General features: G+C 75.6%; 14 protein-coding genes. 6 read left to right on the top strand and 8 right to left on the bottom strand.

Translation table 11 applies throughout. The features are described from left to right. The first annotated feature begins 24 nt into the window (after positions 1-24). From JOF54_RS01020 to aroQ, 3 genes are read left to right on the top strand one after another with little or no spacing between them, the layout of a single operon-like run. Positions 25-981, top strand: coding sequence for a 5'-3' exonuclease (locus JOF54_RS01020; RefSeq protein WP_210052173.1), 957 nt, complete (start codon positions 25-27; stop codon positions 979-981). After that, positions 971-3,091, top strand: coding sequence for a bifunctional chorismate-binding protein/class IV aminotransferase (locus JOF54_RS01025; RefSeq protein ID WP_210052175.1), 2,121 nt, complete (start codon positions 971-973; stop codon positions 3,089-3,091). The genes JOF54_RS01020 and JOF54_RS01025 overlap by 11 nt, the downstream gene beginning before the upstream one ends. Next, positions 3,088-3,549, top strand: coding sequence for a type II 3-dehydroquinate dehydratase (gene aroQ / locus JOF54_RS01030; RefSeq protein WP_210052177.1), 462 nt, complete (start codon positions 3,088-3,090; stop codon positions 3,547-3,549). Before JOF54_RS01025 ends, aroQ begins: the two co-directional genes overlap by 4 nt. On the opposite strand, the gene JOF54_RS01035 is transcribed toward aroQ, so the two are convergent. The 5 genes from JOF54_RS01035 to JOF54_RS01055 all read right to left on the bottom strand — a co-directional run bounded on the left by JOF54_RS01035 (position 3,518) and on the right by JOF54_RS01055 (position 15,014). Next, entirely contained in the window at positions 3,518-7,138 is a 3,621-nt protein-coding gene (locus JOF54_RS01035) for a CDP-glycerol glycerophosphotransferase family protein (RefSeq protein WP_210052181.1), read from the bottom strand. The two genes, aroQ and JOF54_RS01035, sit on opposite strands and share 32 nt — an antisense overlap. Then, positions 7,135-10,728: a CDP-glycerol glycerophosphotransferase family protein gene (locus tag JOF54_RS01040; RefSeq protein ID WP_210052182.1), complete on the bottom strand. Its 3,594-nt coding sequence runs from the start codon at positions 10,726-10,728 to the stop codon at positions 7,135-7,137. The genes JOF54_RS01035 and JOF54_RS01040 overlap by 4 nt, the downstream gene beginning before the upstream one ends. A 156-nt stretch (positions 10,729-10,884) precedes the next feature. Next, positions 10,885-12,585: a glycosyltransferase family 2 protein gene (locus JOF54_RS01045; protein WP_210052184.1), complete on the bottom strand. Its 1,701-nt coding sequence runs from the start codon at positions 12,583-12,585 to the stop codon at positions 10,885-10,887. Positions 12,586-12,603: 18 nt separating this feature from the next. Beyond that, entirely contained in the window at positions 12,604-14,190 is a 1,587-nt protein-coding gene (locus tag JOF54_RS01050; RefSeq protein WP_245357914.1) for a glycosyltransferase family A protein, read from the bottom strand. A gap of 65 nt (positions 14,191-14,255) precedes the next feature. Beyond that, positions 14,256-15,014 (bottom strand): class I SAM-dependent methyltransferase, encoded by a 759-nt coding sequence (locus tag JOF54_RS01055; RefSeq protein WP_210052189.1) that lies wholly within the window; start codon positions 15,012-15,014, stop codon positions 14,256-14,258. A gap of 112 nt (positions 15,015-15,126) precedes the next feature. On the opposite strand from JOF54_RS01055, the gene JOF54_RS01060 reads away from it, so the two are divergent. From JOF54_RS01060 to JOF54_RS01070, 3 genes are all read left to right on the top strand, one after another. Next, positions 15,127-16,635, top strand: coding sequence for a glycosyltransferase family protein (locus JOF54_RS01060; protein WP_210052191.1), 1,509 nt, complete (start codon positions 15,127-15,129; stop codon positions 16,633-16,635). 63 nt (positions 16,636-16,698) lie between these two features. Continuing rightward, positions 16,699-18,108, top strand: coding sequence for a bifunctional cytidylyltransferase/SDR family oxidoreductase (locus tag JOF54_RS01065; protein WP_210052193.1), 1,410 nt, complete (start codon positions 16,699-16,701; stop codon positions 18,106-18,108). 115 nt (positions 18,109-18,223) lie between these two features. Beyond that, complete coding sequence (locus tag JOF54_RS01070; RefSeq protein WP_210052195.1) at positions 18,224-20,860, top strand: glycosyltransferase; 2,637 nt, start codon at positions 18,224-18,226, stop codon at positions 20,858-20,860. 98 nt (positions 20,861-20,958) lie between these two features. Here the strand turns inward: JOF54_RS01070 and JOF54_RS01075 are convergent, their stop codons facing one another. From JOF54_RS01075 to JOF54_RS01085, 3 genes are all read right to left on the bottom strand, one after another. After that, entirely contained in the window at positions 20,959-22,323 is a 1,365-nt protein-coding gene (locus tag JOF54_RS01075) for an endonuclease/exonuclease/phosphatase family protein (RefSeq protein WP_210052196.1), read from the bottom strand. Between the two features lie 473 nt (positions 22,324-22,796). Beyond that, positions 22,797-23,312: a DUF2231 domain-containing protein gene (locus JOF54_RS01080; protein WP_210052199.1), complete on the bottom strand. Its 516-nt coding sequence runs from the start codon at positions 23,310-23,312 to the stop codon at positions 22,797-22,799. A gap of 152 nt (positions 23,313-23,464) precedes the next feature. Next, positions 23,465-24,091, bottom strand: coding sequence for a UdgX family uracil-DNA binding protein (locus JOF54_RS01085; RefSeq protein ID WP_210052201.1), 627 nt, complete (start codon positions 24,089-24,091; stop codon positions 23,465-23,467). Positions 24,092-24,097 lie beyond the last annotated feature (6 nt).

The following is a 24,097-nucleotide window of genomic DNA, read 5'->3' on the forward strand; positions in this document are numbered from 1 at the left end:
CCGTATCGTGCCAGGATTGCCCGCGTGACCGCGCAGCGACTGCTACTTCTGGACACGGCCTCGCTGTACTTCCGCGCCTTCTACGGGGTGCCGGACTCCCTGCGGACGCCGGACGGCCGGCCGGTCAACGCGGTCCGCGGCCTGCTCGACTTCATCGCCCACCTCGTCACCACCTACCGCCCCACCCACCTGGCCTGCTGCTGGGACAACGACTGGCGCCCGGAGTGGCGGGTCGAGCTGATCCCCTCCTACAAGGCGCACCGGGTCGCGGGCGGCGGGGACACCGTCGTCCCCGAGATGGCGACGACCATCCCCGGCGAGTCCGCGCCCGACGCCCTGGCCGCGCAGGTCCCGATGATCCTCGACGTGCTCGCCGCGCTGGGGCTGCCCGTGGTGGGCCTCGACCACTACGAGGCCGACGACGTCATCGGCACCCTGGCCAGCACGGCGCCGATGGCCACCGACGTCGTCACCGGCGACCGCGACCTCTTCCAGCTGGTCGACGACGCCAAGCCCGTCCGGGTCCTCTACATCGCCCGCGGCGTCGGCAAGCACGAGGTGGTCGACGACGCCTGGATCCAGGGGAGGTACGGCGTCCCGGCGTCGGCCTACGTCGACTACGCCACGCTGCGCGGCGACGCCTCCGACGGCCTGCCCGGGGTCTCGGGCATCGGGGAGAAGACGGCCGCCTCGCTGCTCACCAGCTACGGCGACCTGCACGGCATCCTCGAGGCCTCCAGCCGGGAGAACAGCCCCGTCTCCGGCGGCGTCCGGTCCAAGCTCGGGGCGGCGATCGACTACCTCGCCGTCGCCCCGACGGTGGTGGCGGTGGCCCGCGACCTGGAGCTGGGCGTCACCTGGGACGACCTGGTGCTGCCGGAGGCACCGGCCCACCCGCGGACCTTCGCCCGGCTGACCGAGGAGCTGGGCCTCAGCGGGAGCGCCGCCCGGGTGCTCGCCAGCCTGTCCCGTGACGCCTGACCCCGCCGACCCGAGCACCTGGACCGCCGCCCCGTCCGCGGTCGCGCTGGGTCCCGGCTGCCCGCCCGAGCGGCTGGTGGCCCGGCTGCCCGTCTCCGACCGGCCGGCCGTGCTCAGCGGGGAGTGGTTCGGCGGCGGCGTCCTCGTGCTGCGCCGGCCGCTGCTGGTCCGCGAGCCCGTCGACGCGGCCGACGGCTTCGACGACCTGGCCCGGCTGCCCGCGGTCACCCCGCCCCGTCCGGGAACACCCGCCGACGTCGTCGGCGGCGGCTGGGTCGCCGCGCTCGGCTTCAGCCCCGGCCGCACCGTGCTCGCCTTCCACGGCTCGCTGCTGCGCTGGCGGCCCGCGGAGGGCTGGACCTTCGAGACGTTGGGGCTGGCCGGGCGGGAGGAGGCCGACGCGGCCGAGCTCGCGCACTGGCGGGCCGAGCTGGCCGCAGCCGCCGGCGAGCCCGACGAGCCGGTCGGGACGCCCGGCCTCGACGTCGTCCGCACGCCCGCGGACCCCGACGCCGCCCGGGACCAGCACCTGGCTGCCGTCGAGGACGCCGTCGGCCGGATCCGCCGCGGCGACTTCTACCAGGTGAACCTCTGCACGCGGGCCGTCGGCCGCTACGCCGGGGAGCCGGCCCGGCTCTTCGCCCGGGTGGTCGAGCGGCTGCACCCCGACCGCGCCGCGCTGGTCACCGGCCCCGGCGGCCGGGCCCTGGCCGGGTTCAGCCCCGAGCTGTTCTGGAGCCTGCACGAGGGCCGGGTGACGAGCTCGCCGATCAAGGGCACCGCCCCGCGGGCGCCCGGGGAGACCACCTCCCCCGCCCTGGCCGCGTCGGCCAAGGACGCGGCCGAGAACGTGATGATCGTCGACCTCGTGCGGCACGACCTCGCCCAGGTCAGCGCGGCCGGCAGCGTCGAGGTGCCCGAGCTGCTGGCCCTGCGACCGCACCCGGGGGTCTGGCACCTGGTCTCCACCGTCACCTCCCGGCTGGCGCCCGACCGCGACCTCGCCGACCTGCTGCGCGCCACCTTCCCGCCCGGGTCGGTGACCGGGGCGCCCAAGGCGGCCGCCCTGGCCGCGCTGCCCGCTCTGGAGCCGGCGCCGCGCGGGGCGCACACCGGGGCCGTCGGCCTCGTCACCCCGACCCGCGGCGCCGAGCTGGCGGTCACCATCCGCACCTTCGAGCTGGCCGACGGCACCCTCGAGCTGGGGGTGGGCGGCGGGATCACCACCGACTCCGTGCCGGTGCTGGAGTGGTACGAGTGCTGGCACAAGGCCGCGCCGCTGGTCGAGGCCGCCGGCGGACGGCTCGACCCGGCGCTGCCCCGCCGGGCGCTGCCGCCGACGGCCGCCCAGCGCGCGGGCGGGGTCTTCGAGTCGGTGCTGGCGGTGGCCGGCCGGCCGCTGCGGCTGGCAGCGCACCTGGCCCGGCTCGACCTGTCCTGCCGCGAGCTCTACGGCCACGGCCTGCCCGACGACCTCCCCGGCCGCGTCCTGGCGGCTCTGGCTGAGGTCGAGGTCGAGCCCCGGGCGGCGGTGCGGATCGCCGTCCGACCGGTCAGCCCTGCGGCTCGACCTGACGTCGAGGTCGCGGTGCGGGGGCTGGGTCCGCGTCCGGAGACGTGCGCGCTGCGGCGGGCCGAGCGGCCGGTGGAGTCCTGGCGGCACAAGTGGTCGGACCGCGCGGCGCTGACCGCGGCCGAAGCGGCCGTCGCGCCGGCGCTGCCCTACTTCGTCGGGGACCAGGCCACCGGGGTCACCGAGTCCTCCCGCGGCAACCTCTTCTGCTGGGGCGCCGACGGGGTGTGGCGGACGCCGCCGCTCGACGAGCACCTGCTGGCCGGCGTCACCCGCCGGGAGGTGCTGGACCTGCTGGCCGACCTGGGCCAGCCCGTCCGGGTCGCCCGCCTGCACCCCGCCGACCTGCCCGCGGCCCGGGCCCTGGTCTGGACCAGCAGCCTCAGCGGGGTGGTGGCCGTCACCGCCGTCGACGACCGGCCGCTCCCGCCGCCCCCGCCCCTGGTCGCCGAGCTCGTCCGTCGGCTGGGGCTCGCCGGCCCCGCTCCGGACGACCGGGCCGACCCCGGCGCCCGGCGTGGCACGATGCAGCCATGACCGCGGCCCTGGTCCTCAACGGACCGAACCTCAACCTGCTCGGCACCCGCGAACCCGGGGTCTACGGCCACGCCACACTGGCCGACGTCGAGGCCGACTGCCTGGCCACCGGCCGCGAGCTGGGCCTGGACGTGGAGTGCCGGCAGAGCAATTTTGAGGGCGAGCTGGTGGAGTGGGTGCAGGAGGCCGGCCGCCGCCAGGCCGACGGCGAGCTCGTCGGCGTCGTGCTCAACGCCGGCGCCTACACCCACACGAGCATCGCGCTGGCCGACGCGGTCAGCGGCTCCGGGACCCGGGTGGTGGAGCTGCACATCTCCAACGTGCACCGGCGCGAGGCGTTCCGGCAGCACTCCTACCTGTCCCCCGTCGCCGCCGGCGTCATCGTCGGGCTCGGGGTGGCCGGCTACCCGCTGGCGCTGCGGGCGCTCACTCTGCTCGCGGCGCAGGAGCTGCGCTGAGCGACGGGTCGCCCGCCACCCGGTGGGCGGCTGCCTCCGCGCTGGCGTAGCGGCCGTCGACGACGTCCCGCGCTGCCGAGAGGAACCCCTCCGCGTCCTGGCCCGGGGCGAACTGGCCCAGGTAGTAGACGCGCGTCTCCCGCCGGACGTCGGCCTTCGGGTCGGTGACCAGCAGCTCGTCCAGCACCGTGCCCAGGTTCGAGAGGTCCTCGCGCAGCACGTAGGCCGCGCGGGCCGCGGGGGCCTCGACCAGCAGCTGCTCGGGCGTGCGGCCGACCGAGACCATCGCGAAGGGCTTCTCCGAGCGCAGGTAGTCCGAGACCACCGCCGAGACGTCGGCGACCATGGCGTCGGACAGGTTGAAGCAGTCCTCGACGCTGAGCTCGGACTCCGCGGCCGGTCCCCAGAGGTGCTGGCGGCCCGTCCGCTCCCGGTCGGCGTCCAGCAGGGCGCCGACCGCGGCGACCATGGCCCGGCACTCGGCGTAGCGGTAGTTGAACGGGTGCACGCGGAAGACGACGCGGACGCCGCGCTCCAGCAGCGCGCCGACGATCTGCTCCCCCAGCGGCAGCGAGAAGACCCGGCTGTCGGCGTAGGGGCCCTGCCAGGTCGGCGCGTAGAGCACCGTCGGGGGCTGCTGCGCAGAAACCGGCCCGCGGGCCGCCTCGATCTGCTCGACTTGCGGGCGCCCGACGACGAGGAACTTCTCCTCCGGGATGTGCACGCCGTGCCGCGCGTAGCGGTCGATGCCGGCCTGGCCGGCCGCGAAGATCAGGTCGTAGATGGCGTGCACGGGGTTGTAGCAGGCCGGCTTCTCGGAGTCGCCGTGGTTGAGCCAGACGTGGGTGAGCTCGCGGCGCTCGATGAAGTGGGTGTTGCGGACCGCGTTGTTGACGTAGAACGCCGACGTCATCGACGGCACGATGACGTCCTCGAGGCTGCGCAGCGTGGGCCGGTGCACGACCGGGACGTCGACCCCCTGCTCCGCGCAGACCTGCGCCACCTGGCGCAGCATCGGCAGCGTGCGGGTGACGACGACGAACGGCCGGCCCGTCCGGACGAAGTAGGGCAGCCACATGCCCACCTGGTAGGCGGCGCCGACGGTGGAGGCGAAGTAGACGGCGAACTGCGGGGCCCGGGCCTCGAGCGCCGGCCGCAGCCGGGCCTCCCCCCGGACGACCGCGACGGCCCGCCGCAGCGCCTGGACCACCACGGGGACCAGGGCGACCAGCACCAGCAGGGCGGCGGCCAGGACCACGAGCTCGAGGGTGCGCCGCTGGGCGGGCAGGGCCGCGGCGAGCGGCCCCAGCAGCACCGTCGCGACCAGCACGACGACCACCCAGGCCCGGGCCGGCCACTCCCGCGGCAGGACCTCGCGGACCGGCCGGACCGCCTCGGGCAGCCCGACGGCCTGCAGCCCGAAGCCGCCCCAGCAGGCCTCGACGGTCCGCTCGGCGACCAGGGCCGCGACCAGCACCAGCAGGGCGGCGACGACCGGGCCGTCGACTCCCGACCGGGTGACCAGCAGGGCCAGCACGACCAGCAGCAGGACCCGCAGGACGGAGGCCCGGTCCAGCAGGCGCGGGCGTCGGCCCCGGCGGCCGCGGGTGAGCGAGACCAGCCCGAGGACGGTGGCCAGCACCGCGAGCGCGGCGGGCAGCCCGGCCGGGGTGTCGAGCACCGCCGTCAGCACGGCCACCAGGGCGACGCCCACGGCGACCAGCCCGACGCCGAGCCCGAGCAGCAGGCCGGTGTAGCGGCGCAGACCGGCGGCGGCCCGGGACTGCTCGGCCTCGTCCTCGCCGCCCGGACGAGCGTCCTCGGCGCCCGGGGCCTCCTCGGCCTCGGCGTCGCCGCGGTCCTCGGTGTCCTGGTCCTCCCGCGCCTGCGCGGCGACGTGGCGGACGGCGTCGACGAAGGCGTCGGCGTAGTGGGCGGCCGGGAAGTCGCCGAGGTAGTCCGAGCGCAGGGCCAGCCGCTGCTCGCGCAGCGGGTCGGGCCCCAGCAGCGCGGCCAGCTGCTCGTCGAGGTCGGCGAGGTCGCCCCGGACGACGTAGGACGCGGCGGCGACGGGGAACTCGGCCACGAAGGCCGCCGGTTCCGCGGGCACGGCCACCATGGCGAACGGCTTGCCCGAGAACAGGTAGTCCACGACGACGCTGGAGACGTCGGACACCATCGCGTCCGAGGCGTTGATGCAGTCGAGGATGCCGCGCTCGGACTCGGCCGCGGCGCCCCACAGGTGGGCCCGGCCGCTGCGCCGGGCGTCCGCCGCCAGCAGGTCGTGGATGCGGCGGATGACGGCCGCGTCCTCGGGGAAGTCGTAGCTGAAGGGGTGCGGGCGGAAGATCACCGTCGCCCCGCGCGCCAGCAGGGTCCGGACCACCTGCTCGCCGCCGGGCAGCGAGTAGAGCATCGTCTCCTCGACGTGGCCCCGCCAGGTCGGGGCGTAGAGGACCACCGGCTCGTCGACGTCGCCGATGGGCCGGTCGACCTGGTGGACGTCCTCGGCCTGCGGCCGGCCGACGACGCGGAACTTCTCGGCGGGGATCCGGACGCCGTGGGCGGCGTAGCGGCGGGCCGCGGCGGGCCCGGCGGTGAACACGACGTCGTACATCGCGTGGGTGGGGTTGTACGAGGGCGGCTTGTCGGAGTCGCCGTGGCCGAGGTAGATGTGCGTCAGGTGCTGGAAGCGGACCATGGCGCCGTTCCCGGAGGAGGCGTTGACGTAGAACACCGCCTTGAGCGACGGCACCACCAGCCCCTCGAGGTCGGCCGTGCTGCGGGCCTCGACCACGGGGACGTCGGTCTGCCCGGCGAGCGCGGCCGCCGGCACGGCGTTGCGGGTGACCACGAGGAAGCGGAGCCCGGCGCGCTGCAGGTAGGGCAGCCACATGAGGATCTGGTACGAGGCGTCGTCGGGCCGGGAGGTGTAGACGATGAACTCCGGCGCGTAGTCGGCGACGGCCTGCGGCACGAGCGCGCGGCGCCGTCGGGCGGCCACGACCTTGGCCCGGCCCGTCAGCCCGAGCACGGCGGACGGGACGGCCGCGAGCACGGCGGCGCCGAGCCACCACCACGGCGACAGCTCGAGCAGGGCCACCAGGACGCCGGCCACCACGGCCGCGGACGAGGCGACGACGGCGGGCGGGCCCAGCGGCGGCGAGGTCGGCGCGTCGGGCACCCCGGGCAGCCGCGCCGCCACGGGGACGGTGAAGCGGGCCGCGCGGGCGAGCACCGGCTCGACGGTGAGGCAGCCGAGCAGCACGGCCGCCGCCAGCACCACCGCCACGACGCCGTCCGCGGTGCCGGCCCCGGTGGCGAGCAGCGCGGCCAGGGCGGCCGGCGGCAGCGCCCGGAGCGTGAGCAGCTGGCCGAGCGGGCTCCAGCCGGGGGTGCGGCCGCGGGCCAGCAGCGCCGTCCGGAGCGCCACGACCAGCAGGGCGGCCAGCACCACGAGCGGTCCGGCCGGCTGCCCGGCCCGGTCCAGCAGCAGGCCGCCGACGGCGAGCAGCCCGGTGAGCAGGTCGAGCAGCAGGTCGCGGGCCCTCTGCAGGCCCGGCCGGGTGTCGTCGCGGACCACGGTCACTCCCCGGTGCTCAGCGCGGCGGCCTGCCAGCGCTCGGACGGTGTGCGGGCGTCGATGACCTCGCGGGCGGCGTCGAGGAAGCCGTCGGCGTAGGTCTGCACCGGGAAGTCGCCGAGGTAGTACCGGCGGGTCTGCTCCCGCACGCCCACCAGCGGGTCGGACCCCAGCAGGTCGCCCACGACGGCGTCGAGGTTGGAGAGGTCCTCCAGCAGCACGTAGGCGGCCCGGGCCGCGGGCGCCACCTCCACCAGCTGCTCGGGGGTGCGGCCGACGCTGACGATCGCGAGCGGCTTGCCGGAGTGGAGGTAGTCGGTGACGACGGCGGAGACGTCGCTGATCATGGCGTCGGAGAGGTTGAAGCAGTCCTCCACCGACATCGTCCGCTCGGCGGCGGAGCCGTACAGGTGCGGCACCCCGGTCTCGCGCCGGTGCCGGGCCAGCACCCGGTTGACCTTCTTGATCATCGCGACGCAGGCGGGGAACTGGTAGTTCGTCGGGTGCGGGCGGAAGATCACGCGCACCCCGGCGGCCAGCAGGTGCTGGACGAGCGGCACCCCCACCGGCAGGGAGAACAGCCGGGTGTCGGCGTAGGGGCCCTGCCAGGTGGGCGCGTACAGCACGGTGGGCTGCTCGACGGTGCTGACCGGCGCCCGCGCCGGCTCGATGCTCTCCACCTGCGGGCGGCCGACGACGCGGAACTTCTCCTGCGGGATGTGCACGCCGTGCCGCGCGTAGCGGTCGACGCCGGCCTGGCCCGCGGTGAAGATCAGGTCGTAGATGGCGTGCACCGGGTTGTAGCAGGCCGGCTTCTCGGAGTCGCCGTGGTTGAGCCAGACGTGGGTCAGCTCGCGGCGCTCGATGAAGTGGGTGTTCCGGGCGGCGTTGTTGACGTAGAACGCGGTCGTCAGGGAGGGCACGAGGACGTCCTGCAGGCTGGTGAGCGTGGGCCGGACGACCACCGGGGCGTCGACGCCGTGCCGGTTGAGCGCCCGGCCGATCTCGCCGAGGGTGTCCGGCGAGCGGGTGACCACCACGAAAGGACGGCCGATCCGGGCCAGGAAGGGCGCCCACATGCCCACCTGGTAGCCGGCCCCGACGGTGCCGGCGAAGTAGACCGCGAACTCGGGGGCCAGGGCCGTCAGCTCCTCGCGCAGCCGGTGCTCGGCCCCCACCAGGCGGGCCGCCCGGTCGAGGGCCCGCACCAGCACGACCAGGAAGAGGGCGAGCAGGGCGAGCGCGGCGACGACGAGCACCGGCCACGGGACGGCGACGACGTCGGCGACCAGGACCAGCAGCAGGGCGGCGGTGCCGGCCAGCGGGAGCGCACCGCGCGGCACGCCCTCCGCGACCTGGGTGCGCATCGCCGGGAAGTTGCGGACCTGCAGGCCCAGCCGGCCCCAGGCCCGCTGCACCGCGGCCTCCCCCACGACCACGCAGGTGAGCAGCACCAGGACGACGAGGGCCGCCGGAGCCGGCAGCCGCGCGTCGGGCACCGCGACGACGGCGGCGGCGACCAGGACCACCCGCGCCCCGCGGCCCTCGCCCAGCAGGCGGTGCCAGCGCTTGCGCCGGCGCAGGGTCGGGCGGACCGTCATCACCAGGGTGGCCAGCGTGGCGAGGCCGGACAGCGCGACCGCGGGGCCCGGCCCGCCGACCAGGGCGACGACCAGCGTGAGCAGCGCGAGCACGGCGGCGCCCTGCGACCAGCGCCGTGGCTGGGCGAGTCGCCGCTGGAGCTTCTTCAGCCGCTTGCGGGAGCGGGAGCGGGAGCGGCGGACCGGGGTGGGCCGGCGGACCGCCGGGGTCCCGTCGGCGACGGGGCCCTCCTCCGCCGCGGCCGCGGACGTCCCGTCGAAGGTCTCGTCGCCGGTCTCGTCGCTGTCGGTGCGCAGCCGCTCGGCCCCCGCCACGGCCTCGACCGCGTCGACGAAGGCCGACGCGTAGCCCTGGCTGGGGAACGGGCCGAGGTAGTCGACGCGCTGCGCCCGCCGCACCGGGGCCAGCGGGTCGTCGCCGAGCATCGTCCTCAGCGTCGGCGCGAGGCCGTCGAGGTCGGAGGGGACGACGTAGGCCGCCCGCGCGACCGGGTACGAGGCGCGGAACCGCTCCGGGTCGCCCGGCACCGCGACCATCGCGTAGGGCTTGCCCGAGAAGAGGTAGTCCGAGACCACGCTGGAGACGTCCGACACGAGGGCGTCGGAGAGGTTGAAGCAGTCCACGACCCCGCGCTCGGTCTCGGCCGCGGGGCCCCAGAGGTGCGGACGTCCGGTGCGGCCCCGGTCCTCGGCGAGCAGCTGCTGGATCCGCTCGACCAGGGCCGCGTCCTCGCGGAAGCCCTGGCTGAAGGGGTGCGGGCGGAACACGACGGTCGCCCCGGCCTCCAGCAGGCCGCGGACCACGCCCTCCCCGACGGCCAGCGACGACAGCGACGTCTCCTCGACGTGCCCGCGCCAGGTGGGCGCGTAGAGCACGACCGGCGGGCGGCCGTCGGTCCGCGGCGCGGCGGTCTGGATCGCCTCGACCTGCGGGCGGCCCACGACGACGAACTTCTCGTCCGGGATCGTGATGCCGTGCTCGCCGTAGCGGCGGACAGCGGCCTCGCCGGCGCAGAAGATGCGGTCGTACATCGCGTGCGTGGGGTTGTAGGACGTCGGCTTGTCGGAGTCGCCGTGGCCCAGGAAGACGTGGGTGAGCTGCTGGTACCGGACCAGGACGCCGTTGCCCGAGGAGGCGTTCGGGTAGAAGGCCGCCCGCAGCGAGGGCGTCACGATGACGTCGAGGTCGGCCGGCCCGCGCGCCTCCACCACGGGCACGTCGACGAGGTCGGCGAGCGCCCGGGCGCTCGCGCTGCTGCGGGTGATCACGAGGCAGCGCCGGCCGGTGCGCTGCAGGTAGGGCAGCCACATCGTCACCTGGTGGACGCCGTCGGCCCCCGGCCAGGAGGTGTAGAGCGCCAGCTCGGGCTCCAGCGCGGCGACCGCCCCCGGGAGGTCGCGCTCGTAGCGCCGGAGGGCCGCGGCCCGGCGGGCGCTGTCGCGGGACACCAGCACCCGGGTGGCGGCCGCGAGGACCGCGAGCGGCACCCAGAACCACGGCGACACCCCGAGCGCCGCCAGCACGAGGCCGGCGGCGGTCGCGCCGAGGTCGGCGAGCAGGACCTGCCGGCTGAGGTCGGCGGGCACCGGGGTCGTGCGCACGCCCGGGAGGTGCGCCACCACCGGGACCTTCACGTCCGCCCCGGGCCGCAGGTAGGGCTCGTAGAGGACCGCGGCCACGAGCACCGCGCCGCCGAGGGCCGCGCCGAGGGCGTGGTCGGGCCGGAGCAGGGCCAGCGCCGTCGCGGCCGACGCGCCGATGAGGGCGCGCTGGCCCAGCTGGCTGGTCAGCAGGTTGAGGCGGGGGCTGCGCCGGCGCATGGTGACCGCGCGGCCCGTGGCGGCGGCCAGGGCGAGGGCCAGCAGCACCAGGCTCCAGCGGGAGTCGTCCAGCGCCAGCGCCGTCGCGGCGGCGGCCAGGGCGGTCGTGCCGAGATCGGCGCCCAGCTTGCGCAGCCGGCTCCTGGTGCCGAGGTCCTGCCGTCCGCGGGTCACGCCGTGTCTCCCCTCACCGGTGCGCAGCGTCTCGCAGAGGTGCGGTCGTGCGGTCGTCCGGGCTCCCGGCCGACGACCCAGGATATAGCCGGGTCGGCACCTGCCCCGGGGACGTCGGGTCCGGCGCGTGCCGCGCCGCCACGGCCGGCACGGGGTTCAGGACCGCCCTCGGCCCTGGCCGGTGGTGCGCGCGACGAGCGCCCGCGCCCGCCGCGCGACCCGGCGGCCGAGGCCCGGTCCGGTGGGCGCGGGTTCCCCGGCGGCCGGCGCCGGTACGGAGGTGCTGCTGGGGGCGGTCTCGGCGGGGGCGGCGGCGGCCGTCCTGGCGGCGGCGGCCGCGTCGCGGGCGGCGGCCGCGGCCCGCTTCCACTCCGGAGGCTCGTGCTGACGGCCGACGGCGACGGTCAGGCCGCGGCGGCCCTGGGTGTAGTAGAGGGCGACGGGCTGCTCCCCCAGCCGGGCCGGCCGGCCGACGGCGGCGTCGTCGCCGGACCAGCGGCTCGGCAGCTCCAGCCGGACGCGTCGGCGGATGCCCAGGGCGGTGAGCTCCACGTAGAGGTCCCAGCGGCCGGGGCCGAGCGGCTGGCCGGCCTCGGCCCGCGTCAGGTCGAGCGTGGCCTCCAGCTCCCAGCGCAGGCCGTCGGCCCGGCTGGTCACGGGCAGGTCCCAGCGCTCCTGCGAGGTCCGCTCGAGCGCGTAGAGCACGAGCTTCGCCGCCGCCAGGGCGCGGTCGAGCTCCTCGGGAGCGACCTCCCCCAGCAGCGCGGTGGTCGCGGTCGGCCCGGCGTCGAGCTCGCCGTCCTCGCCGGGCACGCCGAGGGCGGCCCGGCCGTGCACGACCAGGTCGTCGTCCGACCAGGTGGCGTCGAGCAGCTCGGCGCGTCCCTGCCACCGGACCTCCTCCCGGGCCAGCTCGAGCAGCCGGTCCAGGTCGCCGGCGACGAGCGCCCGTCCGGCGGCGCGGGTCCGGAGCGGGAGCAGCTCGGCCACGCCGGGGCCGAAGTAGGCGGCGGCGGTGCGGTGGGCCGCGGTGAACAGGTCCGACAGCTCGGGGTCGGGCCGCTTGAGCAGGCTCCGCCCGGAGTGCCGCTTGACCATCTCCGTCTGCAGCCAGCGGCGGAAGATGCGGTCGCGCAGCGGGCCCGGCTCGGTGTGCGCGACGACCACGTCCAGGGCCTCGCGCAGGTTGCCGAAGTAGGCCTCCCAGTCCACCGCGTGGTACGCCGCGTTCGCGCCGTCGTCGCGCCGGATGTGGTAATAGCAGGTGTAGTCGGCGTAGACGGCGATGTCGTCCGCCAGCAGGTAGGCGGTGACGACGAAGAGGTGGTCCTCCAGTCGGCGCCGGCCCTCGGGGAAGCGCAGCCCGTGCTCGTCCAGGAAGGCCCGGCGGAAGAGCTTGTGCGGGGTGAGGCTGTCCATGATCGTCGAGTCGGCCAGGCTGACGTGCGGCCGGGTCCGGGCGAAGAGGTTGTGCGGGACGGCGCGGTTGATGCCGGACATCTTGCCGATCAGGACGTCGGACCCGTTCGCGACGGCGTAGTCGTACATCCGCTCCAGCGCCTCGTCGCCCAGCCAGTCGTCGTGGTCGCAGAAGAAGACGTACTCCCCGCGGGCGGCGTCGATGCCGACGTTGCGCGGCTTGCCGGGCCAGCCGGAGTTCTCCTGGTGGATGACGTGCAGGTGGGGGTGCTCCGCGGCGACCCGGTCGAGCAGGGCCGGGGTGTCGTCGGTGGAGCCGTCGTCGACGAAGATCGCCTCGAACTGGTCCACCGGCAGGGTCTGCGCGAGCAGCCCGTCGATGCAGGCCTGGACGTAGGGGCCCGGGTTGTAGACGGGGACGATGACGCTGACCTTCACCGCAGCCACTCTAGGACGTCAGCCCGCTCCGGCCCCGGACGTCGGCCGGGTCGGGCCGTGCTCAGCGGCCGAGCAGGCGGCGGCGCGGGTGACCGCGCCCTCGGCCGTCGTCCTCGCGCTGAGGTTGCCGAGCTGGGTCACGTAGAGCGCCGGTGCCCCGCGCCGGCGCGGGGGAAGCCCGTCGGCCGGCGCGGCCAGCCGTCGGGCGACCCGCCGCCCCAGGCCGTCGAGCTCGGCGCTGAGGTCCACCACCGCCTTGCCGGCGGGGCCGGGCAGCGCGGCCAGCTCGGCCGCCTCCACCCGCCCGTCGCCGGTGAGGACCAGCCGCGCGCTACCGTCGCCGCCGTCCTCGCCGTCCAGCGGGACGATCCGGTACCGCGCCGGCACGCAGACCGAGTGGTCCTCCGGGGCCCCGCGCCGGCGCAGCAGGAGGTGCAGGCGGGCCTCCGCGAGGTCGGCGGTCACGTCGAGGACCGGGCGCGGGAGCGGCCCGAGGTCGACCGGCGGCACCCAGAGCACGGCGTCGCCGTCGCGGCGGAAGCGCACCGGGCTGCCGTCGCGGTAGCGGAGCTCGAGCTCGAGGCCGACGACGGCGGCCGTCCCGTCGAGCGCGACGTCCGCCGGGCGCCACGACCCCGTCAGCCCGTTCTCGGCCCGGGCGAGCGCGACGAGGTCGTCCAGGCGGTCCTGCTCGACGAGGAGCCGGCGGACCCGCATCGGGAACTCCAGGTGGGCCGTCACCCCGGGGGTGAACCGGGCCGCCGTGAGCGCCTTGACCTCCTGGAAGATCTGCTCGCGGCGGGCGGGTGCGTAGCCGAGCACCGCGCGCCCCGACAGGTGGGCCAGCACCTTCTTGCCCAGCCAGTAGGCCTTGAGGCGGTCGCGCCGCGGTCCGGGCTCGGTGTGCTGGTCGACGACGTCCAGGACGGTGCCCAGCGCCACCGTGAAGTACTCGTGCGGGTCGAAGCGCTCCGAGGAGGCGTTCGCGACCCCCTCGCGCTTGGTCCAGTGGTAGTAGGCGTAGTCGCCGTAGATCGAGATCCGCTCGGCGGCGAAGAACACCCGCGCGTTGAACTGGTGGTCCTCCAGCCGCACCTTGCCGCTGGGGAACCGGATGCCCTCGCGGTCCAGCAGCGCCCGCCGGTAGACCTTGTGCGGGGTGAGCAGCTGCACCACCGGGTCCTCGTCCAGCCGGGCGTCGGGGATCGTGCGCCGGAAGACGAAGCGGCCGATCGTGCGGCCGACCCCCACCTCGCGCGCGATGACGACGTCGCTGGCGTGCTGCACGGCGAAGGCGTGCACCAGCGCGAGCCCGTGCTCGCCGAGGTAGTCGTCGTGGTCGAGGAAGGCGACGTACTCCCCCCGGGCCAGCTCGAGCCCGACGTTGCGCGGGGTGCCCGGCCAGCCGGAGTTCGGGATGTGGCGCACCACGACGTTCGACCGCTCGGCGGCGAGGGCGTCCAGCCGCTCCGCCGTGCCGTCGGTCGAGCCGTCGTCGACCAGGAGCACCTCGAAGTCCGAGGCCGGCATGCTCTGCGCGTCCAGCGACCGCACGAGGTCCTCGATGACCGGACCGGTGTTGTAGACCGGCACGATCACGCTCATCTTCAGCGGTGGGGCCTTCGGCCGCCGCTTCCACCACGTCCTCACCCGAGAGGCCCGGCGCGCGCTCAGGCGGGGACCGCGACGAAACCGGGCCCGAACCGGCGGCTCACCAGCTCGCGCAGCTCCGGGGCGAGCGCCGCCGCGGTGACGTCGGCCGGCTGCCCCGCGAGCAGCTCGACGACCCCGGCCTCCAGGAAGCGGTGCGGGGCGACGACGCTCAGCCGGTCGAGGATCTCCCGCGGCACGGGCTGGGGGTCGGGCCGGCGGAACTCGGCGAGGATCTCCTCGAAGTGGTCGACCAGGACCGTGTTCTGCGGGTCGAGCCCGACGACGGCCAGCAGCCCGGTCGGCTTCGTGTCCAGCGGCAGGACGAGCAGGTCCGGGCGGTAGCGCTCGAGGACCTGCAGGACGCCGAAGACGTCGCCGGTCCACTGGTGGGTGTGGCGCTCGCGGGCCGCCTCGGGCACGTCGCGCGGCAGCACGTCGTCGAAGACGATCATCCCGCGGGCCGCGGAGTGCCGCTCGGCGAAGATGAAGTCGCGCAGCGCGAACTCGAACAGGTGCAGCCCGTCGATGAAGCTCAGCTCGAACGGCTGGCCGCCGGTGGGCGCGAGCGGGTCGGGCCGGCTGAAGTACTCGTCGCTCGTCGTCCGGAACAGCGCGACGTCCCCGTCCAGCTCGGCGTGGATCGCGAAGGCCGGGTCGATGCCCACCGCGCGGCCACGGGCCAGCGCCAGGCTCCCGCCGTTGCGGACGCCGATCTCGAGGTAGGCGGCCGGGCGGAGCCGCTCGTGCACCGTCGCGAGGAAGTCGAGGTAGAGCATGGCTCACTGTAACGGCCGCGGCGTGGCCGGCCGAGGACCGCCGCCGCACCCGGGCGGGCCGCTATCCTGCGACGGCCAGGGCCCGATCCCCGGGTCCGGAGGAGGGTGGACGATGTCGCCGGAGCTGACCGTGGTCGTGGACACCGCCGAGGGCGACGGCCTCCCCGAGCTCCTCCGCTCGGTCGACGAGTCGACCCTGCACCCCGACCGCTTCGAGCTGCTGCTGCTCACCTCGGCCGCCGCGCCCGAGGTCACCGACTGGCCGCGGTTCGCCGGCCGCCGCCCCAACGTCCACCTCGTGGCCGAGGACCAGAGCTGGTCCGAGCAGGCCCGCGGCACCTTCGTGCTCCACCTGCGGGCCGGGCAGCGGCTGTTCCCCGAGGCCCTGGAGCGGCTGCTGGAGACGGCCGACGTCGCCGCCCTCGACGCCGTCGTCGGCCGGGAGGTGGTGCCCGGCGGACCTGTCGACCCCCGGCTGCTCGTGGACACGACCGAGCCGGCCGGCGACGCCGAGGAGCTCCTGGCCGGGCCCGTCGTCCTGCGGCGGCGCGAGCCCGGGACGCAGGACGGGACGTCCGTCCGCGTGGGCGTGGTGGGGGTCTACCCGGCCACCCTCCGCACCGCGGACGAGGCGCCGGCCGACGCCCTGCCGTCGGCGCCCGCCGTCGACGACCCGGAGATCGCCTGGGAGGGCGCCTCGGTCCGGCTCCGGCTCGCCGGGCGTTCGCCCGCGGGGACCGAGCCCCGGCCCGTGCTCCTGGTCCGGGAGCTGACCTCCGGGCTCGCCTTCCCGGTTCCCCTCACCACCTCCGCCCGGCCGGGCGCCGAGGACGAGGTCGCGTGGACCGCCGAGGGCGCGCTGGACCTCCGCACCGCCGCGGCGGGCGCGCCCCTCCCGTCCGGGGAGTGGCAGCTCGAGGTCGCGGTCCCGGCGTCGGGTCCCGCGCAGCCGCTCCCCCTCCCGGAGGTGGCGCTCCCCGTGGCCCTGGTCGACGACCGGGTCGTGGTGACGGCCGGCCCGGGTCTGGTGCTCGACATCGGCCCGACGGCCCGCGGCTGCCCCGCGTTCCCCGCGCCCGGGGCGGCCACCGTCACCGAGTCCGCGGCCGGCTGCCGGCTGGAGCTGCGGCTGACGGGCTGGCACGTGGCCGGCGACCAGGGCGTCCCGGCCCGGATCGCCGTCGACCGCCTCCGCCTGCCCGCCCGCGTCGTCGCGCGCGACGGCGAGGCCGTGCTGACCGCCTTCATCAGCGGCCTGGCCGGCACCTACCCGCTCTCCCTGCAGCTGGGCCGGGCGCCGCTGCAGCCGACCGGGCTCGCGGTGGTGATGGCCGGTGACGGCGGCGTCACCGTCACGACGGCCCCGGAGCGGCCCGCCCCGGTCGTGAAGCCCGTCGTGCCGAAGCCGGTCGCCGCCCCCAGGACTGCCGCGAAGAAGCCGGCGACCGGCGCTGCCCCGAAGAAGAAGAAGAAGAAGAAGGTCCCGGTGCCCGCCAGCGGTCCGGTCGCGCGGGTCCGACGGGCGGTGCCGCGCTCCTGGGAGCCGCAGGTCGAGCGGCTGGCGCAGGTCCCCGCGCTGCGCACGGCCTACCGGCGTCTCACCGGTCTCGCGCGTCGCTGAGCCCCGGCCGGGAGCCGGTGTCGGACCGGCTCCCCGACGGCGCTCCAGGCTAGGGTCAGTCCGGTGACTCCTCTACGCAACGTCGCGGTCGTGCTGGCCGGCGGGACGGGCACCCGGGTCGGGCTCAGCATCCCCAAGCAGCTCATCAAGATCGCGGGCAAGCCGATCATCGAGCACACGATCGCGGCCATGCAGCAGTCCCCGCTGGTCGACGAGATCCTCGTCCTGATGGCGCCCGGCTACCTCGACGAGGTGCGGGCCATCGTCCGCGGCGGCGGCTACGACAAGGTCAGCCAGATCCTCGAGGGGGCCGGCACCCGCAACGACACGACGGCGACGGCCCTCGCCGCGCTCGGGGACCAGGAGTGCAACGTGCTCCTGCACGACGCCGTGCGCCCGCTGGTCTCCCAGACGATCATCGCCGCCAACGTCGAGGCGCTGCAGCACCACCGGGCCGTCGACACCGCCATCCCCTCGGCCGACACCGTCATCCAGGTCGGCGCGGCCTCGGAGACGATCGCCGACGTGCTCCCCCGCCACCTGCTGCGCCGCGGCCAGACCCCGCAGTCGTTCCGGCTCTCCACCATCCGCGAGGCCTACGCGGTCGCCGCGCAGGACCCGGACTTCACCGCCACCGACGACTGCACCGTCGTGCTGCGCTACCTGCCCGACGTCGACATCGCCGTCGTCCCCGGGCACGAGCGGAACATGAAGGTGACCGAGCCGATCGACGTCTACATCGCCGACAAGCTGTTCCAGCTCACCTCGGCCGACATCCCGGCCGCGCTGACCGACGAGCAGTACCGCGCCGGCCTGGAGGGCCGCACGCTCGTCGTCTTCGGCGGCTCCTACGGCATCGGCGCCGACATCGCCGCCCTCGCCGCCTCCTACGGGGCCGACGTGCGGACGTTCTCCCGCTCCAGCACCGGCACCCACGTCGAGCGCCGGTCCGAGGTGGCCGCCGTCGCCGCGGAGGTGCTCGCCGACACGGGCCGCATCGACTTCGTCGTCAACACCGCCGGGGTGCTGCCGCGCGGGGAGCTGACCGAGACCAGCGAGGAGACGATCTACGCCTCCACCGACGTCAACTACCTGGCGCCGATCTTCATCGCCCAGGAGTTCCAGCCGCACCTCGCGGCCAGCAGCGGCTCCCTGCTGCTGTTCACCTCGTCCTCCTACACCCGCGGCCGCTCCGGCTACTCGCTGTACTCCTCGGCGAAGGCCGCGGTGGTCAACCTCACCCAGGCGCTGGCCGACGAGTGGGCCGGCAGCGGCATCCGGGTGAACTGCATCAACCCCGAGCGAACGTCGACGCCGATGCGGACCAAGGCGTTCGGGGAGGAGCCGGCGGGGACGCTGCTGACCTCCGAGGCCGTCGCGCGCCAGTCCCTCGACGTGCTGCTGTCCGGCCAGACCGGCCACGTCATCGACATCCGCCGCGAGGACGGGCCCGCCGCCATCGCCAACGGCTGAGCGGGTCGCCGCCCCCGCCCCCGAGCGGCTGACGTGGCGTCCTGCGTGTCCCCGGGCGGGCCCGGCGCCCACCGCCCTACAGTGCGAGCACACCACGAGGACGAGGAGTCCCTGCATGCCCACCCTGGCGCGACGACTGGCCCGCCGTCACCTCCCGCACCGCGTCCGCCAGGCCGGTCTGGCGCTCGCCGGCCGCGCGCCCGCCGGGCCGACGAAGGCGCAGCAGAAGGCCGCCGCCCAGCAGGCCGCGGAGGCGACGGCGGCGAAGGTGGCCAAGGCGCTCGCCGCCGCCGAGCGCCGGGCGGCGAAGGCCCGCAAGGCCGCCGGACCGCCGCCCCAGCCGTTGGCCGACACCCTGCGCCGCGGCGCCAGCCTGGAGGAGGCCGTCCGCGTCGAGGTGGAGCACCTGCTCGACGCCGGCGAGCCGGACCGGGCGTTCTCGCTGGGGGCCGGACTCGGCCGCACCCCGGCCACCGCGCCGGCCGGCGACCTGGCCGTCGGGCTGGTCGCGGCCTCGCGCGGTGACCACGCGCTGGCCTGGTCGCGGCTCCGCGGGCTCGACCCGCAGGTCTGGGGCCGGCACGCGGCGACCGCGTGGGTGACGAGCGGGCTCGACCAGGACCCGACGTCGACGCTGGAGCACCTCGGGGCCCTGGTGGCGGAGGCGCCGGCCTGGGTGCCCACCCGCACCTGGCTCGACCTGCTGGGCCCGGTGTTCGGGCACGGCGACCACGCGCTGGCCCGGGCCCTGCACGAGCGGCTGGACCAGCGGGTCGGCACCGGCGACGGCGTCGAGCGCGACCTCGTCGTGCAGCGCGACTGGCTGCGCCGCTGGGTGGCCGCCGAGCCCGGCGGCCGGCTCGCCCCACGGCCGCCGGAGGGCTCGGTGGCCTTCGCGATCATGGACTACGACCACCCGGGCCGCAGCCGGGCCTCGGCCAACATCGGCGACCACGTGCAGAGCCTCGCCTCGCTCGGGCACCTCGTCCGGCACGCCGACCTCGACTTCGACGGCCCGCAGGACCTCGTCGACCTCGTCGGCGAGCTCCGCGGCCGGGTCCGGCCCGAGCTCGCCCGGCACGGGGTCGAGGGCCGCGTGCAGCTGCTGCAGATCGACCGCGACGCCTCCGAGTACGCCACCGTCCCGGAGGGCACCTGGACGCTGGCGTTCGGCTGGTTCATGCACGCGCTGTTCCAGAGCCGCTACGGCTTCCCCCTGCACCCGGGGCTGCGGCCGCTGTTCATCTCCTTCCACGCCAGCAAGCGCGACCTGCTGGTCCCGGAGGCGATCGACCACCTCCGCCGCTACGCCCCGATCGGCTGCCGCGACTGGACGACGGTGGACCTGCTGCTCTCGGCCGGGGTCCCCGCCTTCTTCTCGGGCTGCATGACGACGACGGTCCGCACCGTGTTCCCGGCCCAGGTCGACCGGCCGCCGGCCGACGCCCCCGTCGGCTACGTCGACGTGCCCGCGTCGACCGTGCCGGCCGGCGGGGTGACCTACGCCCACAGCAGCGACAAGATCCGCTTCCGCAGCTTCGCGCGGAACGTCGGCGACGCGGTCACCCTGCTGGAGACCTACCGGCGCCGGCACCCCGCGATGGTCACCAGCCGGCTGCACTGCTACCTGCCGGTCCGCGCCCTCGGGGTGCCCGTGGACTTCCAGCCGAAGAACCGCTCCGACCCGCGCTTCGCCGGGCTGATGGACATCACCGACGAGGAGTTCACCGCCATCCAGGACCGCATCGACGGCCGGCTGGAGACGGTCCTCGGGGCGGCCCTGGGCGGCGCGTCCGAGGAGGAGGTGTACGCCCTGTGGCGCGAGGTCAACGCCGCGGACGTCCGGCTGGCCGAGGAGCGGCACGCGGCGAGCCACCCGCTGCCCGCGGCGCGCGCCGACCTCGCGGCCGAGGTCGGGCCGGTCCTCCAGGGGGCCGCCGCCGTGCCCGCGGACGCCCTGCCCGTCGTGGTCGCCGTCGGCCGCGACCGGGCCGAGGCGGTCCGCGTGCTGCTCGCCTCCCTCGCCGCCCGCACCTCGCGGCCCCTGCACGTCCTCCTGCTCACCCACCACCCCGACGAGGTGGCCGCCGTCGGAGGGCACGACGGCGTCACCGTCCAGGTCGTCGACACCAGGACCGTCGGGGACGACCTGCGGGCCGCCGGACGTCGGCTCTCGGCCTCGGAGGTGGGCCTGCTCCTGCTCCCCCACCTGCTGCCCGACGCCGAGCGGGCCGTCGTGCTGCCCGTCGACGCCGTCGTCGAGGACGACCCGGCCGAGCTGGGCGCGCTGGACCTGGGCGGACGGCTGCTGGCGGCCCCGCAGCCGGTCGGCAGCGGCTCGGCGAGCGGCTTCGCCGTGCTCAACGGCGCCGCCAACCGGCTGGGCGACCGGACGGGCCCGGCCGCCGAGCTGCGGCGCCGGGCCTACGGCCGGCACACGTTCGACTTCGAGGCGTTCGACGTGTCGGTGCTGGTCGTCGACCTCGCCGCCTGGCGCCGGCACGAGGTGCTGGGCGACCAGCTGGCCTGGGTCGAGGAGTTCGGGCTCGGCCCCCGCGAGCTGCTGCACCTCGCCGTCGGCCCGGACCGGGCCGTGCTCCCGACGCGCTGGCACCGGGTGCCGGGGCGCGACCTCACCGAGGACGCCGCACTGCTGCACTGGGCAGGCCGCACGAAGCCCTGGTCGGACGAGCTGGTCCTGGACCAGGAGCGGTGGGACGCCGTCGCCGGCGGCGCTCCTGCGGCCGGCTGAGGCGGTCGACGCCGTCCACCACCCCCGGACAGCACCCGGACGTGACAGGACCCCGGGGCGGCTGCGGCCGCCCCGGGGTCCTGTGCGTCGGGACCGGGTCAGAGGACCAGGTCGCTCACGATCATGTTGTGGTCCGAGGGCCGGGAGGAGTCCACGGGCCGCATGACGTTGACGAAGCGCTTGGAGCCGCGGCTCCCCTTGACCATGATCACGTCGATCCGCGAGCCGAAGCCGTTGGCGCCGGGCGAGAGCCGGGTGTCGAAGTGGTTGATGGTCGAGTACTGCAGGTTCACCTTGCTCTGGGCGTTGGCCCCGTCGAAGAAGCCGGCGCCGACCAGGTGGTCGTGGGCCCGGTAGCCGCCCTTGTTGTTCTGCCAGGAGTTGATGTCGCCGGCGAGGACGACCCGGTCACCGGTCGTGTTGACCTGGGCCAGACGGGCGGTGACCGTCTTGATCTGCCGGGCGCGGAGGTCCTCGTAGACCCGCTCCTTGGCGAGGCTGCCGCTGTGCCGGGCGTCGAGGTGCACCGAGGCCACCCACAGCTTGGCGCCGGTGCGGCGGTCCTGGAAGCGGGCGTAGGCAGCGCTGCGGATGGCGTTGCGGCCGTCGCCGGCCAGCTTGGGCAGGTCGAGCGAGCAGCTGGTGCTGTAGTTCCGGTTGCCCGTCTTCTCGGCGCAGCGGCTGATCAGCGTGTAGCGGCTCGTGTCGTAGAGGATCCGGGTGCCCTGGCTGCCGTGGCTGACGCCCGGCTTGACGTAGGGGGTCTCGCGCACCAGGCGGTACTTCGGGGCGCCGACGCTGCGCATGGCGTTGACCAGGCTGGTGGTCTGCCGCACCGAGCCGGTGGTGCTCTTGTTCTTGCCGTCGGCGCGGCCGGGGCTCAGCTCCTGGATCGCGACGATGCCGGGGTTCTGGTCGCGGATCTCGCGGGCGACGTCGGTGGCCCGGCTCAGCCAGCGCGGCCCGCCGTCGACCTTGGCGGAGCGGATGTTGAACGAGCCCATCCGCAGCGGGCTGCCGGCGGCCTTGGGGGCGGCCGCCTTCGGCAGCACGGCCTGGAGGCGGGGGTACGCGCGGGTGGCGGAGCCGTTGACCGCGGAGAGCCGGAAGTAGAGGTGGTTCGCCGAGGCGACGGAGGCGCCGGCGGCGCTGGCCTGGGCCGCGCTCATCGTCCAGGAGCGGCTCTTGCCGCTGATCGTGAAGACCTTGGCGTTCCGGCCGCTGGTCGGCAGGGACGAGGACCGGCTCTTGCTGAAGCTGGTCAGCCCGGTCTCGAGCTTGAAGGCGGCGGTGTTCTTGCCGGCGGTCGACCAGCGGAAGGTCACCTGGCCGGCGCCCGGGCCGGGGGTGGCCTTCACGCTGGTGATGGCGGAGGGGGTGGCGGCGGCCTCGGCCGGCGCGGTGGCCAGCAGGCCGCCGACGAGGGCGAGGGCGGCGGTGGTGGCCGAGAGCTTGCGGAGCACGGGATCTCCTCGTGTTGTGAACAAGGACGAGGAAATGCTGGGGAATTCCTCGTGGTCGACCCTGCCGATCCCCGACGGTGGAGAGGTCTGACCAGAACTCTAGAGTTCCGCTATTGGCCGCCACAAATGTCCTTCGGTCCCCGGAACCGGGACTTCCGCTCCTCCGACCCGGGAGGAAGGTCCCGGGCAGGCGTGCGCGACCGTGACCGGGGCGTGATCGGATCGTGTCCCCTGTGACGCAGATCACCCGTTTCCAGCGGTCCGACGGGCCGTTCCGGGCACCACCGAGGGCTCCGTGACGTTACGAACACGTTTCGTGATCGTGCCGTGATGCCCTCGTGATCACGGCTGGCGCTATCACGAGGACGTGACGACGGGGTCGGAGCACGCCGTTCCGGGAACGCCCGCGGGCCTCCGGAGACGGGTCAGAAATTGACCCGTCCCGTCCCGGCGAGGTTTATCGCCGAATTCGATCAGCGGCCGGCGGAGGAATAGTCCTGGGTCCCGGAGGGATTCCAGACGGCCGTCGCGCCGAGGTCGCCGACCCGGTAGACCCAGAACGCGGCGACCGCGGCGAGCACCAGCAGGACGGCCAGCAGGGCGATGTCGCGACCCCGGCTCCCCCGGCGCTCGGCGGTCCCGCCGACCCGGCCGACGAGCACGGCCGAGGCCACCGCCACCACGGTCAGGGCGACGGTGATGCCGAAGAGCTGGTCGGCCAGCTCGCTGTGCCGGATGACGAGCGTCGCGGCCTCGCCCCCCAGCGACTGGTTGCCGAGCATCGTCCGCTGCAGCGCCTCACCGCTCTCCTTGGCCAGGAACACCGCGACGAGGGAGCCGACGCCGGCGACCGCCAGCGGCCAGCGCGCCCAGCCCCGGGTGCGGGGCACGGCGAAGAGGATCGCGAGCAGCAGGGTCACGGGCAGGCCCAGCACGGCCGCGTGCAGGACCAGGGGGTGCAGGGGCAGGTCGCCGATCGAGCTGAACACGGGAACTCCTTCGTCAGGGACAGGCAGAGCCGCTCACCCGGGCTCTCCCCCTCCGGACGAGGGCGGGACCACGATGGTTCGCTTGACGCGTCAACTTTTGCACGGCGCGCCAAGGCCGGCCCGGCCGCCGCGCCGGGACGGTGACCCGCCGGTCAGCCGGCGACGGCCGCGGCCGCGGTGCGGAGGTCGGCCACCAGGCCGGCGAAGGCGGCGTCGTGCTCGGGTCCGCCCTGGGTCCGCAGCACGGCCGAGGGGTGGATCGTGGCCAGCACCGGACGGGGCCCGAACGGCGGGGGCAGCTCGAGGACGGTCCCGCGCTGGGCGGTGATCCGGAAGGCCGGGCCCAGCATGGACTTGGCCGCGGTCGCGCCCAGGGCGACGACCAGCTGCGGGTCGACGTCGGCGACCTCGGCCTCCAGCCAGGGCCGGCAGGCCTTGATGTGGGTCACCTGGGGCGTGGCGTGGATCCGCCGCTTGCCGCGCTCGGTGAAGCGGAAGTGCTTGACGGCGTTGGTGACGTAGACGTCGGCCACGGCGACGCCGGCCTCGGCCAGCGCCCGCTGCAGCAGCTGGCCGGCCGGCCCGACGAAGGGGATGCCGCGCCGGTCCTCCTGGTCCCCGGGCTGCTCGCCCACCAGCATCATCGGGCCCTTCGGGTTGCCGGCGGAGAAGACGACCTGCGTCGCCGGCTCCCACAGCTCGCAGCCCCGGCAGCCCGCCGCCGCCGCCCGCAGCTCGTCGATGCCGGCGCCGGCGGGCACCCAGGTCTCAGCGCTCATGGCGCC

The organism is Microlunatus capsulatus (genome assembly GCF_017876495.1).
Classification (GTDB): domain Bacteria; phylum Actinomycetota; class Actinomycetes; order Propionibacteriales; family Propionibacteriaceae; genus Microlunatus; species Microlunatus capsulatus.